This window comes from Terrisporobacter muris (assembly GCF_024621905.1).
Taxonomy (GTDB): domain Bacteria; phylum Bacillota; class Clostridia; order Peptostreptococcales; family Peptostreptococcaceae; genus Terrisporobacter; species Terrisporobacter muris.
Map to the genome: position 1 here is coordinate 1 of NZ_JANKBY010000069.1, position 13,550 is coordinate 13,550.

At 27.2% G+C, this 13,550-nt stretch carries 12 protein-coding genes and 1 pseudogene; 11 read left to right on the forward strand and 2 right to left on the reverse strand.

Annotated features, from left to right (window positions below; genetic code table 11):
• Positions 1-38: 38 nt before the first annotated feature.
• The 5 genes from NSA58_RS07570 (at position 39) to NSA58_RS07590 (ending at position 4,552) form a co-directional block, all read left to right on the forward strand.
• Positions 39-251 (forward strand): hypothetical protein, encoded by a 213-nt coding sequence (locus NSA58_RS07570; RefSeq protein WP_039680541.1) that lies wholly within the window; start codon positions 39-41, stop codon positions 249-251.
• 39 nt (positions 252-290) lie between these two features.
• Positions 291-944, forward strand: a complete 654-nt coding sequence (locus NSA58_RS07575) for a DMP19 family protein (protein WP_074429490.1) — start codon at positions 291-293, stop codon at positions 942-944.
• A gap of 74 nt (positions 945-1,018) precedes the next feature.
• Positions 1,019-2,386, forward strand: a complete 1,368-nt coding sequence (locus NSA58_RS07580; RefSeq protein WP_039680543.1) for an MATE family efflux transporter — start codon at positions 1,019-1,021, stop codon at positions 2,384-2,386.
• A gap of 78 nt (positions 2,387-2,464) precedes the next feature.
• Positions 2,465-3,292: a MerR family transcriptional regulator gene (locus NSA58_RS07585; protein WP_074429491.1), complete on the forward strand. Its 828-nt coding sequence runs from the start codon at positions 2,465-2,467 to the stop codon at positions 3,290-3,292.
• A 33-nt stretch (positions 3,293-3,325) separates the two neighbouring features.
• Entirely contained in the window at positions 3,326-4,552 is a 1,227-nt protein-coding gene (locus NSA58_RS07590; RefSeq protein WP_074429492.1) for an MFS transporter, read from the forward strand.
• A 166-nt stretch (positions 4,553-4,718) separates the two neighbouring features.
• On the opposite strand, the gene NSA58_RS07595 is transcribed toward NSA58_RS07590, so the two are convergent.
• Complete coding sequence (locus tag NSA58_RS07595) at positions 4,719-5,360, reverse strand: cyclase family protein (RefSeq protein ID WP_039680545.1); 642 nt, start codon at positions 5,358-5,360, stop codon at positions 4,719-4,721.
• 112 nt (positions 5,361-5,472) lie between these two features.
• On the opposite strand from NSA58_RS07595, the gene NSA58_RS07600 reads away from it, so the two are divergent.
• Complete coding sequence (locus NSA58_RS07600; protein WP_242842750.1) at positions 5,473-5,625, forward strand: hypothetical protein; 153 nt, start codon at positions 5,473-5,475, stop codon at positions 5,623-5,625.
• Positions 5,626-5,655: 30 nt separating this feature from the next.
• Positions 5,656-6,654 (forward strand): annotated as a pseudogene (locus tag NSA58_RS07610) (M20 metallopeptidase family protein).
• Positions 6,655-6,714: 60 nt separating this feature from the next.
• On the opposite strand, the gene NSA58_RS07615 reads toward NSA58_RS07610, so the two are convergent.
• Positions 6,715-7,230, reverse strand: a complete 516-nt coding sequence (locus NSA58_RS07615) for a spore coat protein (protein ID WP_039680546.1) — start codon at positions 7,228-7,230, stop codon at positions 6,715-6,717.
• 140 nt (positions 7,231-7,370) lie between these two features.
• Between NSA58_RS07615 and NSA58_RS07620 the strand changes: the two genes are divergently transcribed.
• From NSA58_RS07620 to NSA58_RS07635, 4 genes are all read left to right on the forward strand, one after another.
• The gene (locus NSA58_RS07620; protein ID WP_074429493.1) at positions 7,371-9,035 is read left to right on the forward strand and encodes a ribonuclease J; all 1,665 of its coding nucleotides are present in this window, start codon (positions 7,371-7,373) and stop codon (positions 9,033-9,035) included.
• A gap of 123 nt (positions 9,036-9,158) precedes the next feature.
• The gene (locus tag NSA58_RS07625; protein WP_200886405.1) at positions 9,159-9,818 is read left to right on the forward strand and encodes an ABC transporter ATP-binding protein; all 660 of its coding nucleotides are present in this window, start codon (positions 9,159-9,161) and stop codon (positions 9,816-9,818) included.
• A gap of 1 nt (position 9,819) precedes the next feature.
• A complete protein-coding gene (locus NSA58_RS07630; RefSeq protein WP_074429494.1) occupies positions 9,820-13,149 on the forward strand; it encodes an FtsX-like permease family protein in 3,330 nt (1,109 codons plus the stop codon).
• Between the two features lie 102 nt (positions 13,150-13,251).
• Entirely contained in the window at positions 13,252-13,455 is a 204-nt protein-coding gene (locus NSA58_RS07635) for a hypothetical protein (RefSeq protein WP_039680550.1), read from the forward strand.
• The last annotated feature ends 95 nt before the right edge of the window (positions 13,456-13,550 follow it).

Genomic DNA, 13,550 nt, shown 5'->3' on the forward strand with positions numbered 1-13,550 from the left:
AATTGTATTAATAGAAATAAATACAAGGATGTGAAAAAATGCAAAATAAAAACTCTATTATGGCAACGTTCTTTATAGGTACTATAGGGGTTATGCTTATATTGAGTGGAATAATTTTTCTTATTTATTGTTTTTCATATGAGGTGAAAAATAAGAAAAAAGTGTACAATGAATCAAAGATATTAGCCATAGTATGTATAATAATTGGAATAATAATGTCGACTTTATCATTTTTATATTTTACATATTAGGGTATTATAAATTATCTAGAATATAAGGGGGGATGTATTATGTCATTTACAAGTAAAATACTTTTGTTTTTTGTAATCTTGGGGGCAATTAATATAATCATACTTTTAGTAATAAAGAATAAATCTAGATCTATAAAGGTTGAAAAAAAGGAAAAACGCAAAAAAGGTGATATAAGAGTATTAAATTATGATGATGAAGATTTACTTTGTATGGTGGACAATGATTTAGAGTTTAAGTATGGGTATGGATGTAGTGATTTAGAAGTATTTAAAAATATGAAGACAACTCATAGAAATATGTATACTTTACTCTGGTTTGATACAGAGATGCAAAATGGAGGATTAGGAGAATATTTTTTTAATGTAAGCAATATAACTATGAATTATTTAGAAAAAGCGCTTGAAGACGTGAAGGCTTTGGAATTATTCAAAGAATATAGGCAATTTATGGAAAAAAATAATGTCATAGAAGCAATAAATCATATAAATAAAAGAAGTGTTGAAGAGTATTCTGAATTTATGAGTGAGTTTGATTTTTCTAACTTTAATAACTTATACGAAAAAATAGATTTAAGATTATTTATGGCTAATTATATTAGAGAAAATATAGTTGATTTTTCTGATTTAAGTGAAGAAGAATTAAAAATTTTAAGAGAAATGGAAGAAGAACAAAAGTTAATAGAAAATAATTAAGTGAATATAAAATGCCACCCATTTTGGGTGGCATTTTATAAGCTTAAGATAAAATACTTTATAGAGGAGACGTTATGAGCGAACAAATTGATTTAACTAGTGGTAATATTGTTGAAAAATTGGTAAAACTATCATTACCGATAATGGGAACTGCTTTTATACAAATTGCCTACAGCCTTATAGATATGATTTGGGTTGGAAAAATAGGTAGTAAGTCTGTGGCTGCAGTTGGAACAGCAGGATTTTATCCTTGGCTTGCCATGGCATTTATTATGATTTCGAAAGTCGGTGGAGATATTAAAGTTGCACAAAGTGTAGGAGAAAAAAATGAAAAAGGCACTAAATACTATATTAAATCTGCAATTGAGATTAATATGATTTTATCTTTTTTGTATAGTTTAGTTCTAATCTGTTTTAAGAGTCCGCTTGTTGGATTTTTTAAATTAGAAGATATGGAAGTTATTAATATGGCTGAGCAATATTTAGTTATTGTAGGATTCGGTATGATGTTTTATTTTATAAACCCTGTATTTACATCAATATTCTTAGGCCTAGGAAATAGCAAGTCACCATTTAAAATAAATACAATAGGTTTAGTTACTAATATTATTCTAGACCCAGTGTTAATATTTGGGATAGGACCATTACCTGAAATGGGGGTGGAGGGTGCTGCTCTTGCTACGATTATATCTCATATAGTTGTGTCATTATGTTTTATCTATTTAATTATGAAAGATAATGCAAATCATTTTAAAATTAAACTATTTAGGGAAATTGATTTTAGTTATTATAAAACTTTATTTGTACTTGGGATACCAGTGGCACTTCAAAATGGATTATTTACTATTTTTTCTATGATAATGGGAGTTATAGTAGCATCTTTTGGGCCAGTAGCAATTGCAGTTCAAAAAGTAGGGTCTCAAATAGAATCCATATCTTGGAATAGTTGTGAAGGATTTGCATCGGCTTTATCTAGTTTTGTAGGGCAAAATTATGGTGCTAAGAAAATTGATAGAATAAATAAAAGTATTAAATATGCATTAATAGGTGTATTTATATGGGGTATTTTAACAACAGTAATATTAGTATTTTTAGGAGAGCCAATATTTAGATCTTTTATAAATGAACCAGAGGCAATTTTAAAAGGCGTAGATTATTTAAAAATACTAGGATATTCCCAACTTTTTATGTGTTTAGAAATTACAGTTGCTGGAATTTTTAAAGGATTAGGTAGAACATATATACCTTCAATAATAATTGCAGTATTAACTGGTTGTAGAATACCATTAGCAATTTTACTTTGCAGGCCTGATATACTTGGGTTAAATGGAGTTTGGTGGAGTATAACATTAAGTAGTATGGTAAAAGGTATTTTATTGGTGAGTATTTTGGTTGTCCTTAGGAAAACACATAAATTATATTTGAGTGAAGATTATCTATAAGTAAAAACTATTGCATTATAGACTATGGAGTTACACCATAGTCTATAATGTTTTTAGAAATAAAAAGGAGTTGAGAAATTGAAGTTTTCAATAGGACAGGTAAGTAAATTATTTGAGATAAGTAAAGATACTTTAAGACATTATGATAAAATTGGAGTTTTAAAGCCAGAAGTGAATGAAACTAATGGATATAGATATTATTATGAAGAAGATCTTGAGAAGTTAGGATTAATACTTGAAACTAAATATCTTGGAATACCTCTTTCTGAAATAAAAAAAACTATAGAAAGTGAAAGTTTAATGCAGTATAAAAATTTAATTGAAAAACAAGAAGAATCTATAAAGAAACAAATAGAAGAATTAAGGATAAAAGAAAAACACTTACAAGAATCTAGAGAAACACTAGATAAAATAATAAAGTTTAAAAATGAATATGATTTTAGTAAGTTAAATATATATGAAAAATCAATGAATCTTTATGGAATTAAGTTCAAAAAAATATTTGATGGAAGCTTTTATAAACAATTTTTATTAGAGTTAGAAGAAGGTTTAGGATTTGATGAAGAAGAGTATTACTACATTCATCAAATTTTAGAAGATGGAACCTTAGAAGAAAATCAATATGAGATTTATATAAAAGAAAATAAAAATAATAAAGATTTAATTCAAAAGTATATAGCTAAAAAAGATTTAGAAGTAAGTAAAAAATATTTAAGTGGTAATGTTATTTCAACTTGTTTTTATGGAAATGAAGAGGAATTAAATGAATATATAGTATCTCTTAGTAAGTATTTTAATGAAAATAAATGTACAAATGTTTATATAATGTATGATTTTTCTTTGCCAAAACAAAATAATAAGGACGATTATTTTGTGAAAATAATTTTAGAAATAAAAAATAGTTGACTGTAGACTTACTCCATTCTTTAGAATAAGAAAATGAAGAAAGAATTAGGAGGTAAAGTTTTGAATTTATTTAAAAATAGAGTATTCACAACAATTTTATTTACAGATATAATACAGCAAGCAGCTATCTGGATAAGAAATATATCTGTAATGTTTTTTATTATGGATGTTACCAATAAGGATCCAATGGCAATTTCTGCACTAAATTTTGTAGAAATGGTACCTATGTTTTTATTAACTTTTTTAGGGGGAATAATAGCTGATAAATATAATCCTAAGAAATTAATGTTTCTAGGGGATTTTTTAAGTTTTATTTCTTTTGTGATTTTAGGGTCTTTAATTAGTAAAGGATATATGGTAGCTATATTTATAACAGTGTTAATATCGGCTATAGTTACGCAATTTTCTTATCCTGCATCACAAAAATATTTTAAAGAATATGTAGATGAGAAAGAGATTGATTTGGCTATAGGGATCTCTCAACTATTAGCATCCATATTTCCTATAATAGGACCATTTTTAGGATCATATTTTTATTTTACTTTTGGAATAGGAAAAACATTATTAATAATAGCCTTTATGTTTTTACTTTCTGTGGCTCTTATCATTACACTACCAAACAAACAATTTGAAAAAATAGAAAGTGATGGATTTATAGAGGATGCAAGGCTTACATTTAATTACGTGAACAATAAAAAGGTGATAAAAGTTTTTGCAAAAATGTTATTTATTCTTTCCTTTGGTATTGGAATATCAGGTAATTTAGATATATTTTTGATTACAGAAAGATTGGGATTAAATGAAGAGTTTTATCAGTTTTTCTCAGGTATTGCAGGAATTGGGGCGGTAGTTGGGGGATTATTATATATTGCAATATCCAAATATTTAAAAGATATGAAGATCGTATATTCTTTAATAGGAGTATTTGCTATAACAGTATTTTTAGAAGGATATTCAACATTACCTGTATTTACAATGATTTTACAATTCATAGATAATGTTATAGGTGCTTTATTAAGTGGATATGTAATGACACTTATGACTAAAATAACAGATCAAGAATACTTGGGTAAAGTAAATGGACTTACATCAACATTAATGTATTTTGGATTGATGATATCATTTGTTTTATCGGGTGTAATACTTAAATATTCATCAATAGTAATAGCATTTTCTTTAGCGAGTTTTACATTTGTTGTATGCTTTATAATGCTTTATAGAGAAATTAAAAGAGGATTATTGGATGATTTAAATAATTAGTTAAAATCAAATTTATATTATATAACTGCAATTATAATATAAATTTGATTTTTTTATTGTAAGGAAATTATATGTTATCTGTTCTATGGATAACATATAATTTATAACTTTGTGACTTGAGCAACGGGCAAAGCCGTTGGCGACATAAGCGAAGCGAATTTTTTATTTAGTCTAGCATAGCAATAGCTCTTATTGGAGCTCCATCAGAGTTTTCAAATTTAAGCGGTAAAGCACAAAATATAAAAGTATCGCTATCTATTAAATCCAAGTTAGTTAAGTTTTCAAATATTAAAATGTTATTTTTAAGAATTTTATGATGTTTAGCTAAAACAGACACATCTATAGGATCAACAGAAATTGTATCAAAAGCAATCCCTTTCTTTTTGGAAGTCTTAATAAAATCCACAACTTCATCACTTATAACAGGATATTGGCCTAAGTATTTGTCCGTATTCCAATATTTACTCCAATTAGTTTTAAATACTATAAATTCACTATTATCAATAGCTTCTTTATTTTTTTCAATGAAATCATAAGTAATAATATCCCCTTCTCCTAAAGATGAACAATCAATAAGAGCGGCAGTGCCTACAAAATTTATTACATTAATTTTATCAAGGGAGATTCCATCTTCAAAAACATGGTTAGGAGAATCCATATGAGTTCCATTATGTGAGCGAATATGTAATTCAGTTTCTTTATATCCATTTTCAGATACGGTACTTATTATTTTATTTTGTGGTTTTGGGCCTCCAGGATATACAGTCATATTATTTGCGATAGAGTGAGTTAAATCAATTATTTTCATTTTTACCTCCTTAAAAATATAAAGTTAATATACAAGATGCAACAATTCTAATTAATGTCCTATACTATAATTATATTATATATGAAATTTGCATATACTATGGGGGTATAATATGAATTTTCAAGAGATAATTAACACAGTAAATGATTTAAATGAATGGATAATTAGTACTAGAAGAGATATACATGAGACATCAGAGCTTGCCATGGAAGAATATATAACGAAAGAAAAAACAAAGAAATATTTAGATGAAATTGAAATTTAATATAAAGAATTTGAAAGTCATAGAGGAATTTTGGCGTATATAATAAAAGATCCAAGTTATGAAATTATTGCAATAAGAGCAGATATAGATGTATTACCAATAACAGAACAAAATAATAAAACGTATAAATCAAAGCATGAAGGAGTTATGCATGCTTGTGGACATGATGCTCATACAGCCATGTTTATAGGAGCTTGTAAAGTTTTATATAATATGAGAAATGATTTAAAAGTAAATGTTAAATTTTTCTTCCAAGAAGCAGAAGAACGATTTGGATGAGCAAAATATTTAATTAAAGATAAATGCTTGCAAAATACTAAAGTTGATTATATGTTTGGATTACATGTTCAGGCAAATGTGGAAAAGGGATGTATTGAATGTAAAGAGGGAACTCTAAATGCTAGTTCAAATAGTGTAAAGATAAAAGGAAAGAGGACTCATGGTGCGTATCCTGAAAATGGAACGGATGCACTAGTTTTTGTGGATCAAGTTATCACACCTTTACAAAGCATAATAAGTAAAAATCTTTCGCCTTCTAATATGGCAGTATTAACCTTAGGTAAAATTTCTGGAGGGGAAGCTCAAAATGTTATATGCGAAAATGTTGAGATCAACGGAACAATCAGATTTTTAAATGAGGAAAGCAAACAGATTATAATGGACAAAGCAAAAACTATAGTAGAAAATACAGCAAAGGCTTATGGATGTAAAGGATGCATATATTTGGAAAATAAGGGGTATTCGCCAGTTATAAATGACAAAGAATTAGTATATATCATAAAATTTAATGGAGAGATACTACTTGGTAAAGAATCTTATAAAGAAAAAGCCTATCCTTCCATGGGAGCAGAAGATTTTTCATTCTATACAGAAGATTGTAAAGGAGCATTTTTTCATTTAGGTTGTGGAAATAAGAAAAAAGGAATAAACAGCTTAATTCATACAGACACATTTGATATTGATGAAGATTGTTTATTTATAGGGACAGCTATGCATGTACTGAATGTAATTTATTTTAATGAAAAATAATTATAAAAATAGCCATATTAAACAAAGTGATTTGTTTAATATGGCTATTTTAAGTGGATATTAAAAATAAATAATATTATTGTACATTCCTTTTTTACTCATATAATCATTGATATACTTAAGATTTTCTGATTTTTCATCAATTATGTATTTTAAAACGTTGTAAAATTCACTTTTTTCAAATTCTAAACTAGATGCACTAGATGTTGAATGAAGCAGTTCTTCTGTAGTTAGAGCATCAAAACATATAATTTTATCACCATCTTCATAGCTGTTATTATCATATATAGAAGTTAAGGTAATATTATCTATATTTATATAATCATTGGATGTAATAGAATTATTTTTATAGTATGGATGAAGATCTTTTTTATTTATTTCGGGAATCTTACCTTGTAACATATCATCAATCATACCTAAATGTTTTTCCTCAATTTTAACCAAATTAGAAAATAGGTTTTTTAGAGTGCTATCTTGTGCTTGTAAAGCATAGTCATTGTATTTATCTATTGCTAATTGTTGTTGATATTTTTCGCCTTCTAGTAAAAATTTTTCTTTGCTAGTTAAATTTACCACTGAATCACCTCCATTTATATTTTTACTTTAAAAATATAAATTATTCATATATTGCAAATAATAATAAGAGCATACAATGTGATGAGGAAAAATATAAAATTAAAATAAATTGATTTAGACGGTGAAAAAGGAGAATAGACATGAGAAAAAGAAAATGTGTCAAAGTAATTCCACTTGGAGGATTAGGAGAGATAGGAAAAAACATAACAGCTATAGAATATGAAGATGAAATAATAGTTATAGATTGTGGTATATCATTTCCAGACGAAGATATGTATGGAGTTGACTTAGTAATTCCAGACGTAGCTTACTTAATAGAAAATAAAGATAAAGTTAAAGGTTTGTTTTTAACGCATGGTCATGAAGATCATATTGGAGCAATTCCTTATATCTTAAAACAAATTAATATGCCTATTTATGGAACTAGACTTACATTGGGATTAGTTAAAAATAAATTAGAAGAACATAAGATGACAGATATAGTAACAATTTATCCTGTGGAAAGTGGAGATATAGTGACTCTTGATAAGATTAAAGTGGAGTTTATAAAAGCAACTCACTCTATAGCAGATGCTTGCTCTTTAGCTATAACAACTCCTATAGGAGTAATTATTCATACGGGAGATTTTAAAATAGATTATACACCAATAGATGGAAGGCTTATGGATTTGAATAGATTTTCAACTCTTGGTAAAAAAGGAGTGTTATTACTTTTAGCTGATAGCACAAATATAGAAAGACCAGGTCATTCGTTATCAGAAAAAACCATAGGCGAAACTTTAAATAGAATTTTTACAGGAGCAAAAGGAAGAGTTATTGTGGCTACATTTGCATCTAATATTCATAGAATGCAACAAATAGCAAATGCTTCTATAAAGGAAAATAGGAAAATAGTTTTTAGTGGAAGAAGTATGGAAAATGTGTCTAGGGTGGCAATTGAGCTTGGATATTTAAATATACCAGCAGAATCATTAATTGATATAGATGATATGAATAGATATCCAGATGAAAATATAACTATTATAACTACAGGAAGTCAAGGTGAAGCAGGAGCAGGACTTTCAAGAATTGCTTTTGGTAGCCATAGAAAAATAGAAATACACTCAGATGATTTATTTATTATTTCAGCTTCACCAATTCCAGGTAATGATAAGATAATCTCGAGGGTTATTAATCAATTATTTAGAAAAGGTGTGGAAGTTATTTATGAAGATTTAGAAGATATACATGTATCTGGTCATGCTTATCAAGAAGAGCTGAAATTAATTCATACACTAGTAAATCCAAAGTATTTTATGCCAGTACATGGTGAATACAGACATTTAAAACATCATGCTGACTTAGCAATAAAACTTGGTATGAATCCTGAGAATGTTTTTACTTTGGAAACAGGTCAAGTATTGGAAATTACATCTAAAGGAGCTTCTGCAACAGAAAGAGTTCATACAGGAATATTATATGTTGATGGTCTTGGTGTAGGTGATGTTGGAAATATTGTTTTAAGAGATAGAAGAAATCTAGCTAAAGATGGAATGGTTATAGTTGTGATTGCAATTGATAAATTAAATTATGAAATTGCTTCAGGGCCAGATGTGATTACTAGGGGATTTATTTATGTGAGAGAGTCAGAAGATTTAATAAGAGAAATTAAAAATTTATCTAAGGAAAAGATAGATGAATGTTTAGCAAATGAAATTATTGAATGGCAAGTACTAAAATCAAGTGTAAAAAAATCTGTAGAACAATTGCTTTATGATAAAACAAAAAGAAGACCTAGCGTATTCCCAATAATTATGGAAATATAAGTGGAATGCGTTTGCAAAAATATATTTATCCTATGATATAATTAATTAACAAATATTTATAGAATTGAGGGGGAATAAGTGAGCGATTATATTGAATTTAGGGATGTTAAAAAAATATATAAAATGGGTGAAGTTAATATAGAAGCTCTAAGCGGAGTAGATTTTACAGTTAATAAGGGTGAATTTGTTGTGGTTGCTGGTGCAAGTGGAGCTGGAAAGAGTACAATATTAAATATTCTTGGAGGAATGGATAGTCCAACTAGTGGTCAAATTATTGTAGATAATAATGAGATTAACAAATACACTAATAAAGAGTTAGTCACCTATAGAAGGTATGATATTGGATTTGTATTTCAATTTTACAACTTAGTACAAAACTTAACTGCTCGTGAAAATGTTGAACTTGCAACACAGATTTGTAGAGATCCGTTAGATATAGATGAAGTTATGGAAGCTGTAGGTCTTAGTCATAGAAAAAATAACTTTCCTGCTCAATTATCTGGAGGAGAGCAACAAAGGGTAGCAATAGCAAGAGCATTGGCAAAAAATCCAAAGTTATTACTATGTGATGAACCAACGGGAGCCTTAGATTATAATACTGGAAAATCCATATTGAAACTTTTACAAGATACTTGTAGAAAAATGAAAATGACAGTAATAATAATTACACATAACTTGGCTCTAACTCCTATGGGAGATAAAGTTATAAAGGTCAAAAATGGAAAGATAAGTTCTATTACTATCAATGAAAATCCAACACCTGTTGAAAGGATTGAGTGGTAGTATGATAAGAGCTCTAAATAAAGATTTTATAAGAGATATATTAAAATCTAAGGGAAGGTTCTTTTCTATAGTGGCAATTGTTGCTTTGGGAGTAGCATTTTTTTCAGGAGTAAAATCTGCTCCCATAGTAATGAAAACATCTTCTGATAAGTATTATGATGATTACAATTTAATGGATATTAGGTTAATTTCAACTTTAGGATTAACAAATAAAGATGTAAATGAAATAGATAATATTAATGGAGTAGAAGCAGTTTATCCTACCTACTCCTTAGATGTAATTTCAACTTATAATTCCAATGAAGAAGTAGTGAAAGTCCATGGTTTAAATCTAAATAAATTAAATGATGATAAAAATTATATAAATAAACTTAAGCTTATTAAAGGTAGATTACCTAATAAAAGTGGAGAATGTGTTTTAGAAGTACCAAAGATTAAAACATTGAACTATCCTATTGGAAGTGAAATTGAACTAACTTCAGGTACAGATGACAAGCTAAGTAATTCATTATCTAAGTTAAAATATACTGTTGTAGGATATGTTCAAACACCTTATTATTTATCACATGAAAAAGGAAATAGCTCTATTGGTGGTGGAGTAGTGGAAGGTGCCATTATGATACCACAAAGTGATTTTAAGCTAGACGCTTATACAGAAATGTTTTTAACTGTACAATCTGCAAAAGATTTAGATACGTATAGTGATGAATATTTTAACTTAGTAAAAACAGTAACCGATAAAATAGAAAGTTTAAAAGTTAAGCTGGGAAACAGAAGATATAATGAAATTTTAAAAGATGCTGAGGATAAGCTAGATAAGCAAGAAAATAAATTATCTAAGGCAAAAGAAGATCTTGAAAAAGGCAAAAAAGAATATGAAGAAAATAAACTAAAAGCAGAAAATAAGTTACAAGAAGCAGAAAATAAGATAAATAAATATGTTCAACAAATTGAAAATGGAGAAAAACAACTAAAAAGTGAGAAACATAATACTTTTGAGAAGATAAGGCAAGGACAATCTCAGATAGAAAAAGCAGAAGTTGACTTAATAAATGGTGAGAAAGAATATGAAAAAGCATTAAATAAATTTAATGATAAAAAAGAAATTGCTCAAGTTGAAATTGAAAATGGAGAGGAGCAACTAAAAGATCTTAATACTCAAATTTATAATTTAAAAAGTGGAAATACATTAATAGAAGAACAACTTAAAAATGAAAACTTGACACAAGAACAAAAAACTGAGTTGGAAAATAAGTTAAATGAAAATTTATATTTATTATCTATATTGGAAAAAAACTATAAAGATTGTAGTGCAAAATTGGAAAGTAGCGAAGAGCAGCTAAAAGCTGGTGAAGAAAAACTAGAAGAAAGTAAATATACATTAGAAAAAAGTAAAAAAAAGATATCATCAGAAAAGTTAAATTTAGAATCTTCTAAACAGATGGCAGAGAAAAAGTTTAAAGATACTGAAGATGAATTATCACAAAGTAAAGAAGAAATTAAAAAAGCTAAAAAAGAATTAAAAGAGAATAAGAAAAAAGTAGAATCGGAATTAAGTAAAGCAGAAAATAAATTACAAAGGGCAGAAGAAAAAATTAAAACTGGAGAAGAAAAAATAAAAGATGCTAAAAAAGAAATAAAGAAAATAGAAAAACCAACTTGGTACATTTTAGATAGAGATAGTCATCAATCTTTTGTTGAATATGAAGGATGTGCTAATAGTATAGATGCATTAGCAAAAATATTTCCAGTATTTTTCTTTGCTGTTGCAGCTTTAGTTTGTTTAACAACTATGACAAGGATGGTAGATGAACAAAGGATTAATATAGGAACATTAAAAGGATTAGGATATAAAACTAGTCAAATATCCAAAAAGTATATTCTATATGCATTAATAGCTTGTTTAATAGGTAGTTTATTAGGTTTAGCCATAGGATTTACTTTGTTCCCAACGGTTATATATTTTGCTTATGGAATGATGTATTCAGTTGATAAAATAATTTATACTTTTAGTGTGCCAATAGCAATAGGCATTACTAGTGTAGCATTAATAGTAATAACATCTTCTGCATACTTGGCGTGTTATAAAGAATTAAAAGAAACACCAGCTGTATTAATGAGACCTAGGTCACCTAAAAATGGTAAGAGAATACTATTAGAGAGAATTACTTTTATATGGAATAAATTTAGTTTTATTAGTAAGGTTACTATAAGAAATATTTTTAGATATAAAAAGAGATTTTTAATGACTGTTTTAGGTATTGCAGGATGTACAGCCTTAATACTTGCAGGATTTGGAATAAAAGATTCCATAGAAATTATTGTAACAGGACAATACGGAAAATTGTTTAAATATGATATGTCTATAGTTACGCAGTCTAATATGACTGATAATGAAACTAAACAATTGAAAGATAAATTATCAAATATAAATGAAATAAATAAATACGAATTTTTCAGCTATGAAAATGGAGATGTAAAAATTAATAATACAACTAAAGAAATAACCATAGTTGTACCACAAAATCTAAATGAAATGGATGAGTTTATTCATTTGCAAGATAGAAAAACTCAAGAGTCCATAACCCTTAAAAATGATGGAATAGTTATAACAGAAAAAATAGCTAAAGATTTAGGCGTAAAAGTAGGAGATGAGATAGAGTTAATTAATGATGATGATAAAAAAGTAACAGTAAAAGTTAGTAATATAACAGAAAATTATATATCACATTATGCTTATATTTCACCTGAAAGTTATAATAATTTATTTAAAAAAGATCTGAAATTTAATAAGGTTTTAGGTGTTTTAAATAATCCAAACGTAAAAATGGAAGAAGAATTATCAAAGACATTATTTGAAATAAAAACTATCAATGGTGTAGGATTTAATACATCAGCAAAAGAAACTTTCCACAATACTATAAAAAATCTTAACTATGTAGTATTAATTATGATAATGTCTGCGGGAGCCTTAGCTTTTGTTGTTTTATATAATTTAACAAATGTGAATATATCAGAAAGAATAAGAGAAATTGCAACTATAAAGGTTTTAGGTTTTTATGATAATGAAGTATCGGCTTATATTTATAGAGAAAATATAATTCTAACAATCATAGGGACAATAGTAGGATTAGGACTTGGAACTATATTACATCAGTTTATTATGGTAACAGTAGAAATTCAGTCTATGATGTTTGGTAGAGTGATAGATAAAAATAGTTATTTTATAGCTGCTATATTAACTATAGTTTTAAGTTTATTTGTGAATATAGCAATGTTCTATAAGCTTAAAAATGTAAAGATGGTAGAATCATTAAAATCAATAGATTAAAAAATATTTATTTTTTATAAAAAAGTAATGTCAAAAACGTACCTACTTTCATAGTATATTTTAGATAACAAATTTATTTAATATCAACAAGGGGGTAACGTAATGTTAGATAGATTCTTTGGTGGATGTGAAGATGGAGGATTCTTTGGAGCTGGATGGTGGATAATAATATTATTCTTCTTATTCTTAGCATTCCAAGACTGCTGGACAGAAATAGATATTTGTGCTTGGATACCATTCTTAATACTATTATTAATAGTTTGCGCATGTGGTTTTGATGGTGATGACGGTTGTGGATGCTGCTAATAAAAATATTATAATTTAAATTATAATAACCTATTTGGATTTTTCCAAATAGGTTGTTTTTTTTATAAAAACTATTGACTAATAAAAAATATTAT